A 20,168-nucleotide genomic window follows, 5' to 3' on the forward strand; every position below is an offset into this window, starting at 1 on the left:
CGGCCGCCCTCAGGGCTCGCCTATTTGAGCGAGGAGTAGTTGAGCGGTACCCAGGCGTAGGACTTGCCGGCCACCTTGCGCACATGGCCCAGGCCTGGGAAGGCGATGTGGGCCGAGCCGACCAGGTAGCCGCCCTTGGCCGCTGCGGCATAGGCCAGAGCCCGCTCTTTGGCGGCCGGTGCGGAATCGTTGTCGAACTTGATGGTGACGCCGGGATCGTCGAACTGGACAGCCGCCACATGCATCAGGTCGCCCCACAGCACCAGCTTCTCGCCCTTGCTTTCCACCACATACACGCTGTGGCCGGCCGTGTGGCCGTGGGTGGGTTGCGCGCTGATGCCGGGCACGAGCTCGGTGCGGCCCTCGAAAGTCTTGAGCTTGCCGGCCGCCGCGTAGGGCTTGATGGAGGCCATTGCGCCCTGGAAGAAGCCCTGCGACTCCTTGGGCGCCGCGTTCATCTTGGCTTCGTCGAGCCAGAAGTCGGCGTCGGCCTTGTCCACGCGCACGATGGCGTTGGGAAAGGCGACAGCGCCCCCAGCCGCCAGGCCGCCCACATGATCGGGGTGCATATGGGTGATGTAGATTTCGTCGACCTGCTCGGGCTGGTAGCCGGCCGCCTTGAGGTTGGCCTGCAGGCTGCCCAGCGTGGGGCCGAAGAGGCCCGCGGCGCCGGTGTCTATCAACACCAGCTTGCTGCCGGTGTTGATGAGGTAGGCATTCACCGAGGTTTCCACCTTGTCGTCCAGGAAGGCGCGTTTCAGGGCCGCATCGACCTTGGCCGGCGTGGTGCGGGTCAGCAGGTCCTTGACGGGCAGCTTGACAGTGCCGTCGGACAGCGCGGTGACTTCAAAGTCGCCGAGCATGACGCGGTAGTAGCCCGGGGCCTGGGTCTTGACCATGGGACCGGCGGCAATGGCGCTGAGCGCGGCGCCGGCCAGCAGGACGCTGAGGGCGAGATGCTTGAAAGTGAAAGGACGTGGCATGAAATTCCCCTTGAGTTGTTGCTGTGTTGTGGATGTTGTCGAAACGCGTGTGAATGTAGGGGCTGGGCGGATTTTTCGCCCGCTGTTTTCGGCAATCCCCTGCTCGCGGATGGGCGACTCGGTGGACCGGGCGCTCAAGGCCATAAAAAAAAACCGGGCTCTTGTCCCGGTTTTTGTGGGTGTGCGCCTAAACGCCGACAGGGCTCAGGCCTTGGTCGTCTTGGTATGCTTTTCGATGAGGCTGCGCGCCGTGTCGAGCAGCTTCTTGCCGTCGAAGCCCTTTTTGTTCATGTCTTCCACCCACTCGACTTCCACCGTGCGCGACTTGCGGCGGAAGTCCTGGGCTTCGGCGGCGCTCACGGTGTAAATCGTGTTGCCGCGGTCGCTGGCGGTCTTGCGGCCGGGCACGTCGTTGCCCTGCTGCACCTTGCCCAGCCAGGCCGAGGTCGCCATGCCGGAATTGTTGTCGATGACCTTCTTGAGCTCGGGCGCCAGCGAGTTGTACTTGGCCTTGTTCATGGCCATCACAAAGGTGGTGGTGTAGAGGCTGCCGCCGGCGGGGTCGAACTCGGCGTGGAACTTGGTCAGTTCGTTGACCTTGACCGAAGGCACGACCTCCCAGGGAATCACGCAGCCGTTGATGGTGCCCTTGCTCAGCGCATCGGGAATCTGCGGCAGCGGCATGCCGACCGGCGTGGCGCCCAGCACGCCCATGAGTTTGGTCACCTGGCGGGTCGGGGCGCGCAACTTGAGGCCGCGCATGTCGGCGATCGATTTGACGGGCTTGTCCACCGTGTGGATCACGCCGGGGCCGTGCACCTGCAGCGCCAGCACCTGGGTGTCCTTGAACTCGTCGGGTGCGACGGTCTGCACGTATTCCCAATAGGCCTTGGAGGTGGCTTCGGCGTTGGACATGATGAAAGGCAGCTCAAACACCTCGATGCGCGGAAAGCGCCCGGCGGTGTTGCCAGGCAAGGTCCAGACCACGTCGACCACACCGTCCTTGACCTGGTCATAGAGCTGCACGGGCGTGCCGCCCAGCTGCATGGCCGGGTAGCCTTCAAATTTGATGCGGCCGCCCGATTCCTTTTCGACTTTTTCCATCCAGGGCTTGTGCATGGCCAGCCAGACATTGGACGAGGGCGACATGAAGGTGTGGAACTTCAGGGTCACGGCCTGCTGGGCCAGGCTGGAGAGGGCTGGTGTGCCCAGGGCCGCGGCGGCGCCGGTTTTAAGAAGGGTTCGTCTTTGAATCATGGCGTGTCTCCTGTGGGCAATGGGGATAACTTAAGGCAAGCGAGCAGGTTTGAGAAGCGGTGAAAGCCCTAGCCGATGTATTTCACCAGCCACAGCGATATGCCGGGGAACAGCAGCAGCACCGTGGTGCGTATCGTGTCGCTGATGAGGAAGGGCATGACACCCTTGTAGCTTTCGCTGATAGGCACGTCTTTCGCCAGCCCGTTGACCACATAGACGTTCAGCCCCACCGGTGGCGCCAGCATGCCGAAGCCCACCGTCATCAGCACCATGATGCCGAACCAGATCGCGGTGGATTCCTTGGCCATGCCGAAGTCCAGGCCCATGACCATGGGGAAAAAGATCGGTATGGTCAGCAGCAGCATGGACAGCTCGTCCATCACCGCGCCCAGCACCACGTAAAACAGCAGGATGGCCGTGACGACCATCAGGGGCGACAGGCCCCAGCCGCCGACCACGCCGGCGAGCTGGTTGGGCACCTGGGTCAAAGCCAGGGCGGAGTTCATCAGGTCGGCGCCTATGAAGATCAGGAAAATCATGGCCGAGCTTTCCGCGGTGGCATAAAAACACAGCTTGAACTTGGCCCAGGTGATCTCGCGCTTGAGCAGGGCGGCCACAAAGGTGGCTGCCGCGCCCACGGCCGCGCCTTCGGTGGGCGTGAACCAGCCGCCATAGATGCCGCCGAAGACGATCATGAAGATGATGGCGATGGGCAGTATGCCCAGCAGGGAGGCCAGCGTCAGCGGTGGCCTGTCGTTGTCTACTTCGGGTGCTTGCCCCGGAACCATTCGCACATAGATGGCAATGGCCACCATGTAGCCGAACATCGCGATGATGCCCGGCACCATGGCCGCGGCAAACAGCTTGGCAATGTTCTGTTCGGTGAGGATGGCGTAAATCACCAGCGGAACGGACGGCGGGATCAAAATGCCCAGGGTGCCGCCGGCCGCCAGCGTGCCGGTGGACAGCCGGCCCGAATAGCCGTGGCGCTTCATCTCGGGAAGCGCCACGCCGGTGATGGTGGCGGCCGTCGCGACCGAAGACCCGCAGATGGCGCCGAAGGCCGCGCACGCGAGGATGGAGGCCATGGCCAGCCCGCCCTTGAAACGGCCCATCACACCGGCCGCGAAGCTGAACAGCGCGCGGCTGATGCCCCCCTGCGTCGCGAAATGCCCCATCAGGATGAAGAGGGGGATCACCGACAGGTCATAACTGGCAAAGCGCGCGAAGGCCTGGGAGTTGAGGAAACTGGAAAACGGGCCCCAGCCGGTTTGCATCACGTAGCCAATGGCGCCCGCGGCGAACATGGCGACCGCAATGGGCACACGGATGGCCATGAAGACCAGCATGATGCCGAATATGACCAGGGCAAGCGTGATGGAGCTCATATGTGCGCCTCCAGCTCGTCCAGCGCGTCGTGTGCTTCATGGGGGGCGCCGAAGCCGAAAACGGCCTGGTAAAAACCGATCACGCAGGTCAGCACGAAGGGCGGAACCATGGCGGCGTACACCGTCCATTCCGGAAAGCCCAGGATCTGGGTTTCCGAATGTGTCGTGTAGGAGTTGAGGCCGCCCAGCACCGTGCGCCAGGCCAGCAGGCCGAAGAGGATGCCCAGCAGCGCCGCGCCGAAACGGTCCAGCCTGTCGTTGGACGTCTGGCTGAGTTTGGCCGTGAAAAAGTCCACGATGATGTTGCCGCGCTGGATCTGGCAAAACGGCATGAAAAGCGCGATGGCCGCGCCGGTCACCACGCCGGTGAGCTCGAAGTCGCCGACCAGTGTGGCGCCCAGCAGGTTGCGGCCTATCAGGCTGGCACAGGTCATCAAGGTGATGGCCGTGAGCAGCACGCCGGCCAGCACGGCGCAGAGTTTTGCGAGGAACTGCAGGATTTTCAAGAAGGGTCTCCGAAAAGCAGGACAGGATCTCGGGAACGTCCCCGGACCGCATGGGCCGATTATCAGAATTGCGGCGTCATCCGGGCAGGCGGCTTACCCGAAGAGGCCGGGGTATTTGCGCGGTGATTACAACAGATGCGCGTTCATCGCGCAAACCGCCTGCCATGAAAAACGGCCGCGCGAGGCGGCCGTTCATGCTTGTCGCCGCCGCCTGTGGTGTGGGCGCGGACATGGGTAAAAGCGCGCTTAGGCGACCTTGATGGTCAGCGTACCCAGGCCGGCCACGCTGCCGACCATGGTGTCGCCGGAGACCACCGCCGCCACGCCTTCGGGCGTGCCGGTGTAAATCAGGTCGCCGGGCTGCAGCTCCCAGGCGGTCGACAGGTGCTCAATGGTTTCGGCGATGTTCCAGATCAGCTTGGACACGTTGCTGCGCTGGCGGTCCGTGCCGTTGACCTGGATATACAGCTCGGCATGGCTCACGTCGCCGGCCTGGGCCGCGGGCGTGATCGGGCCTATGGGCGCGGAGTGGTCGTAGGCCTTGCCTATGCACCAGGGACGGCCCTGTTTTTTCATCTCGCCCTGCAGGTCGCGGCGCGTCATGTCCAGGCCCACGGCGTAGCCGTAGATGTGTTTGTGCGCATCGGCGGCCTTGATGTTTTTGCCGCCCGTGCCTATGGCCACGACCAGCTCGATCTCATGGTGCAGATTTTTGGTCAGGCTCGGGTAGGGGATGGTGCCGGTGCCGCCGGCGTCCACCGCGACGATGGCGTCGGCCGGTTTCAGGAAGAAGAAGGGCGGCTCGCGGCCGGTAAAGCCCATTTCCTTGGCGTGCTCTTCGTAGTTGCGGCCCACGCAGTAAATGCGGTGCACGGGAAACCGCTCTTTGCTGCCGACGACGGGGATGGACACCGTGGCCGGTGGGGTGATGACAAAACTCATGACAACCTTTCTTCTCTGTGTATGCCCAGGGCCTGGTGCACCGGGCGGTCTGAAAAACTGAACAGCACACAAGATTGCGCCGAACGCAATTGCGCAGTGTGCCACGACGGAATCACAAAATGGTCGCGCGGGCCGAATTCAAAGGTCCGGGTTTCGCCGCCCTGCGTGATGTCGACCGAGCCCGAGCCCTCGACCACGCTGAACACGGCGCCGTCGGTCTGGCGCCAGGGCTTGCCGGCAAAGCCGGCGGGCAGGCGTTGCATGAAGGTCGCCATGGTGGGCATGGGCGAGCCGCCCGTGGCGGGGTTCACATAACGCAGCTTGACGCCGTCCCAGGCGTCGATGTCGCCATGGGTTTCCAGCTGGTGCAGGGTGTCGCGCGTGCGCTCGTAGGGATAGCTGAAGATGGGCGAGGTCTGGCCGAAGGGCGCGTCGTAGCGTACCGGCAGCATGTTGGCGCCGTAGCGGTGGCTGCTGATGCCCAGGGGCTTGGTGACTTCCTGCTGTTTGGCGCCGCCGTTCTCGGCAAAACCCGCGTCGAAAAAGCGCAGCATGGGAATGTCCAGGCCGTCCAGCCAGACCACCGCTGCGTCGGATTCGACGCGGCCTTCATGGCCGTGGTCGTGCCAGGTCCAACTGGGGGTGATGATGAAATCGCCGGGTTTCATCAGCGTGCGCTCGCCGTCGACGGCGGTGAAAGCACCGTGGCCTTCGACGACAAAACGCAGCGCGCTTTGCGTGTGGCGGTGGCTGGGTGCGATTTCACCGGGCAGGATGACCTGCAGGCCGGCGTAGAGCGACTGCGTGATGCAGGATTGCCCGCGCAGGCCGGGGTTTTCCAGGATCAGCACGCGGCGCACCGCTTCTTCGGCGGTGATCAGTTCGCCGGACTGCATCAGGAAGGGACGCACGTCGGCATATTTCCACAGCGCCGGCCGGCAGGGCGTGTTCGGCGACTGCGGCACCAGCGCATGCAGCACTTCCCAGAGCGGCGTCATGCTGTGCGCCGAAATGGCCTCATAAAAAGCCTTGCGCGCGGCGCCGCCCGGCACTGCGCTCTGGCCGTGGGCGGGAGGGGGCATCATGTCCATGATGGTGTCCTTCTTTGGTTAAAGATCGCCGTCGTTGTCGAAATACACGCCGTCCCCTTTGAGCAACTGCTGCAGCCGCCTCACGTCGGTCTCTGCAAAACTCAGGCCCGCGCCCGCCACGGCCGCCGCCGTGCCGGCCGCCTGGCCCATCACAAAGCAGCCGCCGCTGGCGCGCGCGGCCGACTGGCCCTCGTGCGTCATCGAGGCGCAGCGCCCGGCCACCAGCAGGTTGGCCAGGCCCTGGGGCACCAGCATGCGCCAGGGCAGCTCGTTGTAGGCGCGGCCCTGCGCGGCGTCGACGTTGCGCGGAAACTGCCAGTCGATGCGGCCGTCGGCATGCAGCTCCATGGGCCAGGCGTTGATGCCTATGGCGTCGTCAAAGCGGGCCGAGGAGAGGATGTCTTCGCCGCTCAGCGCATACAGGCCCTGGATGCGGCGCGTCTCGCGTATGCCGACCTGGGGCGCGATGTCCACGATGGCGGAATCCGCGAAGCCCGGTACCTCATTGCGCAGGAAACGGAAGTATTCGGTGATCTGGCGCCGGCCTTCGAGTTCGCCCTCGCTCAGTTGCCGTGCGTCGGTGGCATCCATGGCCGTGCCCTGGGCGTTGCGGATCTGCGTGACGTTGGCGCGCCATTCGGCCGGGTTCTTCTGCGGCCTGAGGATGGCGCCCTCGCGCGGAAACTTGTAGCGGCCCGGTTCGCGCGCCTGGCTCTCGGCCATCAGGGTGTTGATGGCCTTGAACTCGCCCACGGCCGCCAGCGCGCGCGGCGCATCGACATGGCCGACACGGAACATGGTCGAGGGAAACAGCGCGCTGCCGTGGCCGTCGCCGAGCTCGAAAGGCACGCCCGCGAAGTTCGCCACGTCGGCGTCGCCCGAGCAGTCGACAAAGCGCGTGGCGCGTATGGCCTGGCGGCCGGATTTGGTCTCCACCACCAGGGCGCTGATGCGATCACCCTCCATCACCACGGCCGCGGCCCAGGCATGAAAGAGGATGTGCACGCCGGCGGCCACCAGCAGCTGGTCGGCCGCGCATTTGTAGGCCGACACGTCGTAGGATCGCACGCGTATGCGGCCCTGCATGCCGTCCTGCGGCGCGTTCAGGCCGCCCAGCGTGTCTATGCGCTGCAGCAGCTCGTCGGCAACGCCGCGCACCACCTGCCGCATTTCGCCATTCTTGCGGCCATAGAGGCCCGCGAAATTGGTGACACCGCCGGCTGTGCCCATGCCGCCCAGGAAGCCGTAGCGCTCGACCAGCAAGGTGCGCGCACCATGCCGTGCCGCGCTGACACTGGCGGCCAGACCGGCGGGACCGCCACCCACGACAACGACGTCGTACTCCCCGTAAACGGGCAGGGTGCGCGCGGGTTCAGTGATGGAGGACATGGCTGTTTTCGGTGGCTTATTCAAGTTTGATGCCGCGCGACTGGATGATGCCGCCCAGGATGGCGGCCTCGTCCTTCACGCGGCTTTTAAGGCCGTCGGGCGAGGTGCCCACGGCCTGCCAGCCCTGGTTGAACAGTTTTTGCCGGGTGTCGGCGTCGCGGATGATGCGCGGCACTTCCTGTGCCAGCCGCGCTTGCGCGGCTTTGGAGAGGTTGGCCGGGCCTATCAGCGCCGTCCACACTTCAAGGTTGACCTTGGTCACGCCGGCATCGGCCAGCGGCGGCACCTCCGGCACCAGCGATGAGCGCCCGCCGGCCAGGCCTATGGCCTTGAGCTTGCCCGCGCGCACATGCGGCATGGCCACGCCGGGCGGGATCAGCGCCATCTGGATCTGGCCGCCCAGCATGGCGGTGACCACCTGTGGGTTGCCGGCAAAGGGCACATGCACGGGGGTGAGGCCGGGCACGCGGCTTTTGAGCAGCTCCATGCCCAGGTGGGCGACCGAGCCGTTGCCGACCGAGCCGTAGTTCCACTGGGCGCCGCCCTGGCGCGCGGCGGTGAAGAAGTCGGCCCCGCCGGGCTCGTTCGCGGGCGCCACCAGCACCAGCGGCGCGGTGGCTAGCAGCGAGATGGGCGTGAAATCTTTGGCGGGGTCGTAAGGTAGCTTGGGATACAGCAGTTTGGCCGAGGTCAGGTTGCCGTTGATGACGACGCCCAGCGTGTGGTCGTCCGTGGCCTTGGCGACCTGGTCGGCCGCGATATTGCCCGATGCGCCGGGTTTGTTGTCGATGACCACCGGCTGGCCCAGCGCGCGGCTCAGTGGTTCGGCCAGGGTGCGGGCCGCCATGTCGGGTGTGGAGCCGCCGGGAAAGCCCACGATGATGCGCACCGGCTTCGTCGGCCAGGCGGTGGGGGCCGCGGCCGCGGCGGACTGCGCGCAGGCGGCCAGAAACACGGCGGAGAACACGGTGGAATACACGCTGGCGAAAGGCTTCATCACAACAGTCCCTGAAACTTTAAAAGTGTCATTGGAACAGTTTTGACGGCTCGATTCCGTCGTACATCCACTTCAGGCCCGCGAAGCCCGTGCTTTCGGTGCCGCTCTGGAACATCTGGTTGCGAAGTTCACGCTGTACGCCGGCCGCATGGTAGATATCGCCATAAAAACGCGCGGTCAGCTGCACGCGGCCGGTGCGCAGGTAGCGCTTTTGCTGGTACTTCTGGAACGCTTTTTCCACGTCGCCGCGGGTATGGCGCAGCGCTTCGCGCAAGACCACCGCGTCCTCTATGGCCTGGCCGGCGCCCTGGGCCAGGTACTGCAGCATGGGGTGGGCGGCGTCGCCGAGCAGAGTCACGCGCCTGTCGGTCCAGTTCTTGACCGGCTCGCGGTCGCACAGCACCCACATTTTCCAGGTCTCTATCTTGCCCAGCAGTTCCTTGACCTGCGGGCAGGCTCCGGCGAAACGCTCGTTGAGCTCGGCTGTGTCGCCGAAGGTGTTCCAGCCTTCGTCGTATTTGTTGCTGTGGAACACCGCGACCAGGTTGAACAGCTCGCCGCGGCGCAGCGGGTAGTGCACCAGGTGGGTTTTTTCACCGCCCCAGAGCAGCACGTCGTCGCTCCACAAATGGGCCGGGACATCCTCGCGTTTGAGCACTGCGCGGTAGGCGATGTGGCCGGACACACGGGGCTTGCCATCGCCGACCACGGCCTCGCGGATGCGGCTCCACATGCCGTCGGCGCCTATCAGCGCGCTGCCTTCCACGGTTTCGCCGCCTTCGAGCCGCAGCGTCACGCCGTCCGCCGACTGGTCAAAGGACTCCACCTTGGCGCTGGTGCGCAGGGTGATGCCGGGCTGGGCGCGGCAGGCGTCCAGGAAGACCTGGTGCAGGTCGGCGCGGTAAATCACGCCGTAGGGGAAGCCATAAGTCGCGCGGGCCAGGTCGCCCAGCGGCACACGCACGACTTTTTCGCCGGTGCGCACGTCGTTCATGCCCAGGCCGGCGGGGAAGAAGGCCACGCGGTTGATCGCCTCGGTCAGGCCCAGGTAGTCGAACATGCGGAAGATGTTGGGGCCCAGCTGGATTCCCGCGCCGATTTCACCGAAGCTCGCCGCCTGCTCGAACAGGGTCACGCGGTGGCCGTCCTGGGCCAGCACCATGGCCGCGGCCAGCCCGCCGATGCCGCCGCCCGAGACGAGAAGAGGAAGTGCGGATGTGTGTGCCATAGGTCGGAGGATGGGTGGAAGGCTGAACCAGGGAGGGCTTGGGTCGGACGCCTTTATGATAAGTATACTTATCAATAGGGCGTTTGGTGCCTTGGTAGTTACCCTGAATTGCAAAGTGGGCCGTTAAACTCCGCACATGGCAAAAACATTTAATTTCAGCGAAGCTCCCGGGCACCTGATCCGCCGCGCGCAACAGCTCGCGGTGGCGATTTTCATGGAGGAGACGGCCGGTTTTGATGCGACGCCGGTGCAGTTTGCCATCCTGAATGCCTTGATGGACGACCCCGGCGAAGACCAGATCACGTTGTCGGGCCGGGTGGCCTTCGACCCCGCCACCTTCGGCTCGGTGATAGGGCGGCTGGAAGCCAAGGGCTGGGTCAAGCGCGAAGCCGACCCCGCCGACAAGCGCCGCAAACTGCTGTGGACCACGCCCGAGGGCGAAAAAATCGCGCTGCAGATGAAACGCGCCGTCAGCAAGACCCAACAGCGCATCCTGGCCCCGCTGGACGAGAACGAGCGGGTCCAGTTCAACCAGCTGCTGGCCAAGCTGGTCACCGGCCACGAGAACGACGGCCGCTAAGCCGGCACGTCAATAAAAAACGGGGCTTTTCAGCCCCGTTTTTTATGGGATTCGGCGAAATCTCAAGCCGACTTGGCGAGCAGGTCGAAATGCTCCACCGTGGGCGGGCCGGCAAAAAACGGCCCGACGATGGCGCGCCAGTCGGCAAAAGCCGGCGACTGGCGGAAGTCGACGATGTGGTTTTCCAGCGTATCCCAGAATATCTGCAGGATGTAGCGCTCGGGGCTTTCAATGCCTTTGTTGACTTTGAAACCCTGGAAGCCCTTGGACTTGGAAATCACGTCCCGCAGGCCGCGCTGTATGGCTTCGTCAAAAGCGGCCTGCTGGCCGGGGTGGATGCGGATGTCGGCGAGTTCGAGAATCATGAAAAAACACTCCTTTGCTTCGATGTCTCAGTATTGGCTCAGTATTGGGTCAGCGGCAACTGTACCGTCAACCCGTCCAGCGCCGGTGTGAGCTTGATCTGGCAGCTCAGGCGGCTGGCGGCAGTGCGCGGCGCGGCGGTGAATTCCAGCATGCCCAGTTCCTCGCCGTCGGGCGGCGGCAGGCTGGACGCGAAGGGCTCCTGGACATGCACATGGCAGGTGGCGCAGGTCAGCAGGCCGCCGCAGTCGGCGGCGATGCCGTCTATGCCGGCCGCCACGGCAGCCTCCATCAGGCTTTTGCCGGGCTTGCCCTGCGCCGAGGTGGCACGGCCGTCGGCCGCGATGAAATGAATCGTGATCATGGGTGAGTGTGATGCCGTCAGATGCGGCTGAAGTATTCGCGGCGCTGCCAGTCGTCCTTGTCTTCGGCGCTGTCGTGGCGGCTGATTTCCGCCTGTTTGATGTGCGTGAAGCCGTTGATGAAAGTATCGCCAAAACCCGCCACCAGCGTGGCGTCGGCTTTGACCGCCTCCAGGGCTTCGTCCAGGCTGGTGGGGATTTTCTCGGCGCTACCGCCATAGGGCGCGTCGGTGGCCGGCGGGGCCTTGAGGCGGCGCGTGATGCCGTCCAGCCCGGCGTGGATTTGCGAGGCCAGATAGAGATAGGGGTTGGCGGCGGGCTCGCCCAGGCGGTTTTCGATGCGCGTGCTGTTGTCCTTGCACTGGCCGACCACACGCAGCATGGCGCCGCGGTTGTCGCGGCCCCACAAAATCGCTTGCGGCGCCAGCGCATTGGGCCGGAATCGCCCGAAGCCGTTGAGGGTGGGCGTGCAAAAAGCCGTCATGCCGCGCGCATGCGCCAGCAGCCCGGCCAGGTAGTGCTCGCCGGTTTCCGAGAGTGTGTATTGCGCGTCGGCCGGCGCGCTGCCGGCGGCCGGGCTGGCGCGCTTGAACAGGTTGGCGCCGGTTGTCAGGTCCACCAGCGACTGGTGCAGATGCCAGCCGCTGGACATGATGTTGGGGAAGGGCGGGCGGCACATAAAGGTCGCGTGGTAGCCGGCGCGCCGCAGCGCCTGTTTCACCGCGCTGCGAAACAGCACCATGTTGTCGGCCGCCGCCAGCGCATCGGTCGCCTCGAACACCGCCTCGACCTGGCTGGGGCCGAGCTCGATTTCCAGCGACAGCAGCGGCAGGCCCAGCGCCTGCGCCGTGCGCTGCACGATGCGCAGCGGCTCTTCGGCCATGTCTGCCCACTGCTCGGACAGCAGGTGGTAGCCGGGGTGGATCATGCTCACCTGCGGCGGCAGGCCGGGCCAGCCGGCCAGTTCGGGGTCCAGTTGCGGATTCAGCCCGCCCTCGTTGATGCGGTAGATATGGAATTCGATTTCCAGCCCGCACTTCATGCCGTAGCCGGCCTCGGCCAGCTTGGCCAGCGCGCTTTGCAGCACGCGGCGCGTGTCGAGTGCGACCGGCCTGCCGTCGGGAAACCAGGGCTGGCACTGCAGCCAGCCGGTTTTTTCGGCCCAGGGCAGTTGCTGGAGGCTGGCCGGATCGGCCAGCAGCATCACATTGCCGCCGAATTCAAAACCCGGCAGGCCCGCCGCGCCGCCGGCCTCGAACACCTTGTAGGCGGTGCGGTCGGCCGTGTCCTTGAGCAGCAGCGTGCTGACCATGCCCACGCCGTCGGTCAGGGCCTGCGCCGCGGCGGCCGCCACCAAGGTCTTGCCGCGCAGCATGCCGTGCAGGTCGCACCAGGCAAAACGCACCAGCTCCAGGCCGCCGGCCTCGATGCGCCGCAGCGCCTCGGCCTGGGCGGCTTGCCGCGCGGCGTCGTGCACGCCGCATTGCACCGCGAAGCTGCTCATGGCTGTGTGGCAGTGTCGGCCGAAGCGGTCGAGGGCGCTTTTGCGTCCAGCCAGGGCGCGCCCTCGCGTTTGGCGCGGGCATTTTGCTGCCACCACTGGGCCCATTCGCCGGCCGGGGCGATGCCGTCCACCGTGTCCGGGCCTGTGATCATCGCGGCCTGCGCGGGATCGGCGATGCCGGGCGCCACGCCGCCGTTCTGCACGGTCTCAATCGCCTTGAGCAGCACGCGCCGGTTGGCCATGATGACCTTGTCGGAGGTGGCCAGGTGCTCGCGCGTGCGGTCCTGGATCGCGCCCATGCTTTCCACGGCCCACTGGTCGTGCACATTGATGTCTTCCTCGCCCATGCCCAGGTAGGTGGTGCTCATCTGCTCCTCGGCATTAAAACCCCAGTTGTTGTGGCGGCCGGCCTTGGGGATGTAGTCGGGCAGGGCGATGAACTGCTGGCGCTGCGCGCGCATGCTTTCGCGGTCCAGCGGGCCGGCAAAACTCGTGAAGAAGGTGTACCAGTAGGTGTGGGTGTCGTCCACCGGCACATGCATCTGGGTGATGGTCATGGTCTCCGACAGCGGGATCACAAAGGTGGCCGGAAAGATGGCGTTGGTCACGCGCACGTGGGTGAGCTTGTCGGTCATGGCGCGCAGCGCGGTCAGCTGCATGCCCCAGGGTTTGTTCTCGAAGCTGATGTCGGGCTGGGCGAACTCGCGCATGATGCGCGTCATCGGCCACTGCTCGCCGTCCTTGCTGCCGGCGCTGGCGCTGCGAAACTGTTTGCCGGCCGGGTTCTCGCCGATTTGCTCCAGCGGGTCGTCCTGCAAAAAGCGGTGCAAAAAGGATGGGTGCGCCGGGTCTATGCCCACTTCAAAGGCCTGCAGCCAGTTGGCGTTCCACAAGCCCTTGAAGGCAAAGCTGTGCGTGGCCGGCGCGGTAAAGCAGTCAAACGCGGGGAAGGGTGGCGGCGTGCTGCCCTCGTCGCCCAGCCAGGCAAACAGCACGCCGGCCTTTTCCATCACGGGGTAACTGCGCTGGCGTATGCGCTCGCACAGCTTGCTGCCGGTGGGTTCGGCCGGTGTTTCCAGGCAGCGGCCGTCGGTCGCGAACTTCCAGCCGTGAAAAGGGCAGCGCAGGCCGCCGCCTTGTTCCAGGCTTTCGCGCCGGCCGAAGGACAGGTCGGCGCCGCGGTGCGCGCAGTCGCGGTCCAGCAGGCCCCAGGCGCCGGAGGCATCCTTGAACAGCACCAGGTCCTGGCCGAAGAGCTTGAGCGCCTTGACCGGGCGGATTGCCATGCGTGGGTCCAGCGCCGGGTTGAACTCGTCGACCAGCGCGGCGGGCTGCCAGTACTGGCGCAGCAGCTTGCCGCAGGGCGTGCCGGCGGTGATGCGGGTCAGCAGTTGGTTTTGTTCAGCGTTCATGGCGGGGCCTTGTCATGCAGGGTAAATCTAAAAACGGTATCCCAAATTTAAAATTCAGTGTACATTCGCTGCCATGAACTTGCAAGAAACCGTTTTGATGCAGTTGCGCGACTTGATCCTGCGCGGCGAGTTCGAGCCCGGCCAGCGGCTGGCCGAGCAGCAACTGGCCGAGCGCCTGGGCGCCTCGCGCACGCCGGTGCGGGCCGCGCTGGTCACGCTGGAGCAGGAGGGGCTGGTCGAGGCCAACGACACCGGCAAATACCTGGTGCGCCAGTTCACGCCGCGCGAAGTGTCCGACGCCATCGCGGTGCGCGGCCACCTTGAGGGCATGGCGGCGCGCCTGGTGGCCGAGCACGGCGTGTCGCGCCAGCTGCAGCTCGATTTGCAGTCCTGCCTGGACGAAGGCGACCGTGCGCTGGCAGCCAACCCGCTGGGTTATGAGAACTACGCGGCCTATGCGGCCATGAACGACCGTTTCCACGCGCTGATCCTGCAGGCCAGCGGCAACCGCGCCTTGCAGCGCGCCGTCGAACTCAACGACAAACTGCCGTTCGCATCAGCCTCGGCCATGCTGCCCATGCAGTCCACGCTGGAGCAGGACCGCGACTGGATGCATTACGCGCACCGGCAGCACCACATGCTGTTCGCGGCGCTCAAGGCCGGCGAGGGCGCGCGTGCCCAGGCCCTGGCCGTGGAACACACCGAGGTGGCGCAAATGAATATGCGCATGGCACTGGAGCGGCGCGCCGAAACCGAAAGTGTGTTGCCGGGTTTGCGCCTTGTGGTCGGCGGTTAATTCCCCAGCAGCAGCTTGAGGTCTACCGAATCGGCGACGGCCTTGTTACCGGCGTCGCCCAGGTGCAGGTGGTCGCCCGAGTCGTAGGCCGGCAATAGCCTGAGCGGGTTTTGCGGGTCGCGCACCACCGCATCAAAGTCCAGCACCGCGTCGAATTCGCCGCTGCCGCGTATCCACGCATTGATACGCTGGCGCAGCGCGTCTTTCTCGGGGCTGTAGTAGTTTGCGATCGGCGAGCCCGGCATGGTCAATGCCCCTTCAAACGGTGTCAGCGTGGCGCCGGCGATGCGCACGCCGCGGCTGCGGGCCCGGGTGATCAGCTGCCGGTAGCCGGCTATCAGCGCATCGGCCTGCGTGGCCGGCTCCGCAGGTTCAAACGTGCTGCCGGGCCAGCTGATGTCGTTGATGCCCATGAGCAGCACCACGCCGGCCACGCCGGGCTGGCCCAGCACGTCGCGCTCAAAACGCGCCAGCGCATTCGGCCCCATGTGGTTCTTGAGCACCCGCCCGCCAGAGATGCCGGCATTGAGTACGGCCACCTTTTGCCCGGCCAGGCGGTGCGCGAGGAAGTCGGGCCAGCGGCTGTCGCTGCCCGGCGTGGAGGCCGCGCCGTCGGTGATGGAATCGCCAAAGGCCACCACGCTGCGCGTGCCGGGCGCAGCCTCCACCAGCACCGCGCTCAGGAAGAGGCGGCTGTTCACCACGCTGTCGGCTTTCACGCTGGCTGCGCCGGCCACATTGCCCGCCGCGATCTGCGCGGGCTGCAGGCCGTCCCAGTGGATGGTCGTGACCGGCGTGGTTTGCGGAAAGTACAGGCTGACGGCCAGGCGCTGCAGCGCTGCGACCTCCATTGCGACCGGATCGCTGACGATGGGCGCGCCTGCCGGCACGGTGGCCGTGGCCTGGCCCCCGAAGGTCAAGGCCAGGCCGGGGCCGCGGGTGCTGCCCGCGGCGTCGCCTGCCGCCGCGATGTAGGCCGCGCCTATCCGCAGGGGCTGCGTGCCGTATTCGTTGGACAGCACAATGCGCACGCGCGAGCCGCCCACGCCGGCGCGCACGACCTGACGCACCGTCTGGTCACCCAGGCTGGCCGGAAGCCCCAGGGGCAGGGCGAAATCGCCGGCCCAGATGGGCTGGGGGCTGGCCGTCCAGCCTGGAAGCCAGGCGCCATCGGCCGCTTGCGCCGGTGGAGCCAGCGCGGCGCACAGCAAGGCGATGGAGAGGGCGGACTTCAAGGCGCGGAGTTTCATCAAGGTACTCATGGCAATGCCGCTCAGCAGGTGGCGGGAATGGCTTGCGGTTCGGCCTTGTCACGCGACAGGCTGTACAGCGTGACGGCGATGCCCGCGAGCGTGATCAACGCGGCCAGCCAGCTGAGGCCGCCCAGGCCGAAGGTACTGCTCACGACCAGGCCGCCCAGCCAGGCGCCCATCGCATTGCCCACGTTGAAAGCGCCTATGTTGAGGCTGGCCGCCAGGTTCTGGCCTGCGCCGTGGGCTTGCTGCAGCACACGCATCTGCAGCGGCGCCACCGTGGCGAAAGAGGCCACGCCCAACAAGCCGACGAAAAGCACCGTGGCCACCGGCGAGTGCAGCACAAAACCCATGGCGCCCAGCACCAGCGCCGTCGCGCCCAGCGTGACCAGCAGGGACATGCGCAGGCCGCGGTCGGCCAGGCGCCCGCCCAGCAGGTTGCCGATAAAGATGCCGCCGCCGAACACCAGCAGGATGGGCGACACCGCGGCTTCGCTGAAGCCGGTGAGCCGGGTCAGGATGGGCTGGATGTAGGTGAAGATCGCGAACACGCCGGCAAAGCCGAATACCGTCATCAACAGGCCCAGCATGACTTGCGGGCGGGCCAACCCGGCCAGTTCCTGGCGCAGCGAGGCGCCGCCGTTTTCCGCCGCGCTGCGCGGCACAAAGACCGCCAGCACCAGGAAGGCCAGCAGGCCTATCAGCGCCACCACCCAGAAGGTGGCGCGCCAGCCATGGTGCAGGCCCAGCCAGGCGCCGGCCGGCACGCCCAGCAGGGTGGCCAGCGACAGGCCGCTGAACATGACGGCGATGGCCGAGGCCTTGCGCTCGGGTGCGACCAGGCCGGTGGCGACGATGGAGCCCACGCCGAAGAAAGTGCCGTGCGCCAGCGAGGTGATCACGCGCGCGGCCATCAGGCTGGCGTAATCGGGCGCCAGCGCGCAGGCCAGGTTGCCCAGCGTGAAGATGGCCATCAGCGCCAGCAGCACGGTTTTGCGCGGCAGCTTGCGCGTGGCCAGCGTCAGCACCGGCGCGCCCACCGCCACGCCCAGGGCGTAGCCGGAAATCAGCAGCCCGGCCGAAGCGATGCTGACGCCCAGGTCGGCGGACACCTGCAGTAGCAGACCCATGATGACAAATTCGGTTGTGCCTATGCCGAAGGAGCCGACGGTGAGGGCCAGCAGGCCTAGAGGAAGTGAGGGAGGTGATTTTTGCGCAGCCATGGAAGTCGCCAGAAAAGTGAGGATGCGGCTAGTGTGGAGACGCAGCGGCATCTTGACTAGAATGGCCTGGAGACAATCATTTGTGAATTCAATTCACAATAAGCCGGTCACAATAACCGCACCATGCCCCGTATAGACGTCAACCGCTCCGGCGAAATGGAAGCCTTTGTCCAGGTCGTGGACAAAGGCGGGTTTTCAGCCGCCGCGCGCCAGCTGTGCATGACGCCTTCGGCCGTCAGCAAGCTGGTGACCCGGCTGGAGGCGCGGCTGGGCACGCGCCTGGTCAACCGCTCCACCCGCAAGCTGCAGCTCACGCCCGAGGGCACGACGTTTTACGAACAAAGCACGCGCGTGCTGGCCGACATGGACGAGGCCGAGCGCGGTGCGGCCGCCGGCGCCATGCCGCGCGGGCGAGTCAGCATCAACGCCAGCATGCCGACCGCGCACTGCTTGCTGCTGCCGCTGGTGCCGGCCTTCCACGAGCGCTATCCCGACATTTCGCTGGACATCACGCTGACCGACCGCGTGGTCGACCTGCTGGACGAACGCACCGACGTGGCGATACGCTGGGGCGCGCTCGCCTCGTCCCAGCTGGTGGCGCGGCACCTGGGCGATACGGCGCAGCACATCGTCGGCAGCCCGGCCTACCTGGCGCGCCACGGCACGCCGCGCACGCTGCAGGAGCTGGAGGCGCACCAGCGCCTGGCCCATACCTTCAAGCGCAACATGCATTACTGGCCGGTGCGCGTGGACGGCCAGATCCAGCAATTGCCCATCACCGGCTACGCACGCGCGAGCGACGGCGAGGCGCTGCGCCACCTGGTGCTGGCGGGCGCGGGCCTGGCCCGCATGTCCCTGTTCCACATACGCCGCGACCTGGACGCGGGCCGCCTGGTGGCCGTGGCCGAGGACCTCAACCCGGGTGAGCGCGAACCCATCCATGCGGTGTTTGTCGGCCGGGGCGGCCGCCTGCCGGCGCGCGTGCGCGTGCTGCTGGATTTCCTGGTGGAGCAAGTCACCCAGGAAGTGCTCGATGCCGGCGGCGTGGGGCCGGATTACCTGCCCTGAGCGCTCCGGGCCTCCTAGGTAGTACCCGCTAGGTACAAGCCACTAGATAGCTTTCCCTATGGTTGCCGGCCCTGGACCTGCCTAGCATTCCCATATGGGGCCGCTCCCGGCCATGGAGAATGACTATGCACCGCCTTCCGTTCCGCACCCTGGGATTTGCCTTGTTGCTGCTGTCATCGGCCGGCGCCAGCCTGGCGCAGGATCGCTTCACGCCCTCAGCCGACGGCCAGGAAGTCACCGACAGCCGCACCGGCCTGATCTGGAAGCGTTGCGCCGAAGGCATGGTTTTCAAGGGCAAAACCTGCACCGGTCAGGCGGCTTTCCTGAACCAGCCCGATGCGGCCGCGCGCGCCAAGGCGGCTTCCGGGCCGGGGGCCGAATGGCGCCTGCCCATCCTCAAGGAGCTCTCCAGCATTGTGTCGGCGCGTGAGGCGGAGGAAAACAAGGCCGCGATAGATCCCAATGCCTTCCCCGCCACGCCGGTGGCCCGCTTCTGGACTTCCAGCAGCACCGGCCCCGGCTATTTCACCTTTGTCGGTTTCAGCGACGGCAGCGCCGGCGAAGCCCCGCGCGCCACCTCCGCCGCGGTGCGCCTGGTGCGCGGCGGGAAGTAAGAACTACTCTTTCGCCACCTGCAGCACCAGCTTGCCGAAGTTTTCGCCGTTAAAGAGCTTGAGCAGGGTCTCGGGGAAGGTATCCAGGCCGACGACCACGTCTTCCTTGCTTTTCATGGTGCCGGCCTTGAGGTAGCCTGCCATCTCGGCCACGCCCACGTGGTAGCGGTCGGCATAGTCAAACACCACGATGCCTTCCATGCGGGCGCGGTTCACCAGCAGCGACAGGTAGTTGGCCGGGCCCTTCACCGGCGTGGTGTTGTTGTACTGGCTGATCGCGCCGCAGATGATGATGCGGGCGCCGCGCGCCAGGCGCGCCAGCACCATGTCCAGGATCTCCCCGCCCACGTTGTCGAAGTAGATGTCTATGCCCTTGGGGCAGTGCTCCTTGAGCCCGGCGCGCACGTCGCCGTTTTTGTAGTCTATGCAGGCGTCGAAGCCCAGCTCCTTGACCACCCAGTCGCACTTGGCCTTGCCGCCGGCGATGCCGATCACGCGGCAGCCCTTGAGCTTGGCGATCTGGCCCACGGTCTGGCCCACGGCGCCGGCCGCGCCCGACACCACCACGGTTTCGCCGGCCTTGGGCAGGCCCACTTCCAGCAGGCCGAAGTAGCCCGTCATGCCGGGCAGGCCCAGCACATTGAGCCAGGACGTCAGGCCCAGGCGCGGGTCTATCTTGAACATGCCGCTGCGCTTGACCTGGTCGGCCGGGATCAGGCAGTACTCCTGCACGTCGAGCGCGGCATTCACATAGTCGCCCACGGCAAAAGCCGGGTTTTGCGAGGCGATCACCTTGCCCACGCCGCCGGCGCGCATCACCGCGCCGATTTCCACCGGCGGGATGTAGCTCTTGGCGTCGTTCATCCAGCCGCGCATGGCCGGGTCCAGCGACAGGTACAAAGTCTTGACAAGCACGCCGCCCGGGCCGGGTTCGGCCACGGGTTCGGTGGTGAAGCTCCAGTTGTCGCGTGTGGGCAGGCCGACGGGGCGGCTGGCCAGGCGAATCTGGTGGTTGCTCAGGCTGGTGATGGCGCTCATGGGGTGTCTCCGCTGTATCTGTTGAGAGGGGTTCGCAGGCATGGTAGCGGCGGGGCGGCCCGGCGTCAGTCGCGCAGGCGATTGCCCTGCCCTGCCACAGGGGGCGCTTGAAGCCACACGAGATGTGCGACGGCTAGGAGGTATTCAATCCAGCCGGGGCCGCGGAACCGGCTT

At 66.1% G+C, this 20,168-nt stretch carries 20 protein-coding genes; 4 read left to right on the top strand and 16 right to left on the bottom strand.

The features are described from left to right. Positions 1 to 20 precede the first annotated feature (20 nt). The 9 genes from AC1D09_RS07505 to AC1D09_RS07545 form a co-directional block, all read right to left on the bottom strand. Entirely contained in the window at positions 21 to 983 is a 963-nt protein-coding gene (locus AC1D09_RS07505; protein WP_477663737.1) for an MBL fold metallo-hydrolase, read from the bottom strand. 204 nt (positions 984 to 1,187) lie between these two features. Continuing rightward, on the bottom strand, positions 1,188 to 2,240 hold the full coding sequence (locus AC1D09_RS07510) for a TRAP transporter substrate-binding protein (RefSeq protein ID WP_477663736.1): 1,053 nt from the start codon (positions 2,238 to 2,240) through the stop codon (positions 1,188 to 1,190). A 68-nt stretch (positions 2,241 to 2,308) separates the two neighbouring features. Further along, positions 2,309 to 3,628: a TRAP transporter large permease gene (locus AC1D09_RS07515; RefSeq protein WP_477701001.1), complete on the bottom strand. Its 1,320-nt coding sequence runs from the start codon at positions 3,626 to 3,628 to the stop codon at positions 2,309 to 2,311. Then, positions 3,625 to 4,134, bottom strand: a complete 510-nt coding sequence (locus AC1D09_RS07520; RefSeq protein WP_477662944.1) for a TRAP transporter small permease — start codon at positions 4,132 to 4,134, stop codon at positions 3,625 to 3,627. Before AC1D09_RS07520 ends, AC1D09_RS07515 begins: the two co-directional genes overlap by 4 nt. Positions 4,135 to 4,380: 246 nt before the next feature. Further along, the gene (locus AC1D09_RS07525; RefSeq protein WP_477662945.1) at positions 4,381 to 5,076 is read right to left on the bottom strand and encodes a fumarylacetoacetate hydrolase family protein; all 696 of its coding nucleotides are present in this window, start codon (positions 5,074 to 5,076) and stop codon (positions 4,381 to 4,383) included. Beyond that, positions 5,073 to 6,167, bottom strand: coding sequence for a gentisate 1,2-dioxygenase (gene gtdA / locus AC1D09_RS07530; protein ID WP_477662946.1), 1,095 nt, complete (start codon positions 6,165 to 6,167; stop codon positions 5,073 to 5,075). The genes AC1D09_RS07525 and gtdA overlap by 4 nt, the downstream gene beginning before the upstream one ends. An 18-nt stretch (positions 6,168 to 6,185) precedes the next feature. Next, the gene (locus tag AC1D09_RS07535) at positions 6,186 to 7,556 is read right to left on the bottom strand and encodes an FAD-dependent oxidoreductase (protein ID WP_477662947.1); all 1,371 of its coding nucleotides are present in this window, start codon (positions 7,554 to 7,556) and stop codon (positions 6,186 to 6,188) included. Positions 7,557 to 7,572: 16 nt separating this feature from the next. Beyond that, complete coding sequence (locus AC1D09_RS07540; RefSeq protein ID WP_477662948.1) at positions 7,573 to 8,553, bottom strand: Bug family tripartite tricarboxylate transporter substrate binding protein; 981 nt, start codon at positions 8,551 to 8,553, stop codon at positions 7,573 to 7,575. Between the two features lie 28 nt (positions 8,554 to 8,581). Next, positions 8,582 to 9,781, bottom strand: a complete 1,200-nt coding sequence (locus tag AC1D09_RS07545; protein WP_477662949.1) for a 3-hydroxybenzoate 6-monooxygenase — start codon at positions 9,779 to 9,781, stop codon at positions 8,582 to 8,584. A 136-nt stretch (positions 9,782 to 9,917) separates the two neighbouring features. On the opposite strand from AC1D09_RS07545, the gene AC1D09_RS07550 reads away from it, so the two are divergent. Then, the gene (locus AC1D09_RS07550; protein WP_007870786.1) at positions 9,918 to 10,361 is read left to right on the top strand and encodes a MarR family winged helix-turn-helix transcriptional regulator; all 444 of its coding nucleotides are present in this window, start codon (positions 9,918 to 9,920) and stop codon (positions 10,359 to 10,361) included. Between the two features lie 62 nt (positions 10,362 to 10,423). Here the strand turns inward: AC1D09_RS07550 and AC1D09_RS07555 are convergent, their stop codons facing one another. Genes AC1D09_RS07555 through AC1D09_RS07570 form a run of 4 tightly spaced genes read right to left on the bottom strand, consistent with a single transcriptional unit; the run spans position 10,424 to position 14,002 of the window. After that, entirely contained in the window at positions 10,424 to 10,726 is a 303-nt protein-coding gene (locus AC1D09_RS07555; protein WP_477662950.1) for an antibiotic biosynthesis monooxygenase family protein, read from the bottom strand. 38 nt (positions 10,727 to 10,764) lie between these two features. Next, entirely contained in the window at positions 10,765 to 11,088 is a 324-nt protein-coding gene (locus tag AC1D09_RS07560) for a 2Fe-2S iron-sulfur cluster-binding protein (protein ID WP_477662951.1), read from the bottom strand. Between the two features lie 17 nt (positions 11,089 to 11,105). Continuing rightward, positions 11,106 to 12,590 (bottom strand): glutamine synthetase family protein, encoded by a 1,485-nt coding sequence (locus tag AC1D09_RS07565; RefSeq protein WP_477662952.1) that lies wholly within the window; start codon positions 12,588 to 12,590, stop codon positions 11,106 to 11,108. After that, complete coding sequence (locus AC1D09_RS07570; protein WP_477662953.1) at positions 12,587 to 14,002, bottom strand: Rieske 2Fe-2S domain-containing protein; 1,416 nt, start codon at positions 14,000 to 14,002, stop codon at positions 12,587 to 12,589. Before AC1D09_RS07570 ends, AC1D09_RS07565 begins: the two co-directional genes overlap by 4 nt. 73 nt (positions 14,003 to 14,075) lie before the next feature. Here AC1D09_RS07570 and AC1D09_RS07575 point away from each other — a divergent pair, with 73 nt between their 5' ends. Further along, positions 14,076 to 14,798: a GntR family transcriptional regulator gene (locus tag AC1D09_RS07575; RefSeq protein ID WP_477662954.1), complete on the top strand. Its 723-nt coding sequence runs from the start codon at positions 14,076 to 14,078 to the stop codon at positions 14,796 to 14,798. Here AC1D09_RS07575 and AC1D09_RS07580 read toward each other — a convergent pair. Next, positions 14,795 to 16,060, bottom strand: a complete 1,266-nt coding sequence (locus tag AC1D09_RS07580) for an SGNH/GDSL hydrolase family protein (protein WP_477701002.1) — start codon at positions 16,058 to 16,060, stop codon at positions 14,795 to 14,797. The two genes, AC1D09_RS07575 and AC1D09_RS07580, sit on opposite strands and share 4 nt — an antisense overlap. 11 nt (positions 16,061 to 16,071) lie before the next feature. After that, positions 16,072 to 17,274 (bottom strand): MFS transporter, encoded by a 1,203-nt coding sequence (locus AC1D09_RS07585; protein WP_477662956.1) that lies wholly within the window; start codon positions 17,272 to 17,274, stop codon positions 16,072 to 16,074. 123 nt (positions 17,275 to 17,397) lie between these two features. On the opposite strand from AC1D09_RS07585, the gene AC1D09_RS07590 reads away from it, so the two are divergent. Together AC1D09_RS07590 and AC1D09_RS07595 are read left to right on the top strand one after the other, a co-directional pair. Further along, positions 17,398 to 18,342 carry a LysR family transcriptional regulator gene (locus AC1D09_RS07590; RefSeq protein ID WP_139200898.1) on the top strand — a complete coding sequence of 315 codons (945 nt, stop codon included), beginning with the start codon at positions 17,398 to 17,400 and terminating at the stop codon, positions 18,340 to 18,342. A gap of 125 nt (positions 18,343 to 18,467) precedes the next feature. After that, entirely contained in the window at positions 18,468 to 18,956 is a 489-nt protein-coding gene (locus AC1D09_RS07595) for an Lcl C-terminal domain-containing protein (RefSeq protein ID WP_477662958.1), read from the top strand. A 3-nt stretch (positions 18,957 to 18,959) separates the two neighbouring features. On the opposite strand, the gene AC1D09_RS07600 is transcribed toward AC1D09_RS07595, so the two are convergent. After that, positions 18,960 to 19,994, bottom strand: coding sequence for an NADP-dependent oxidoreductase (locus AC1D09_RS07600; protein WP_074575281.1), 1,035 nt, complete (start codon positions 19,992 to 19,994; stop codon positions 18,960 to 18,962). Positions 19,995 to 20,168: the final 174 nt, after the last annotated feature.

This window comes from Polaromonas sp. P1_A2, assembly GCF_056406895.1.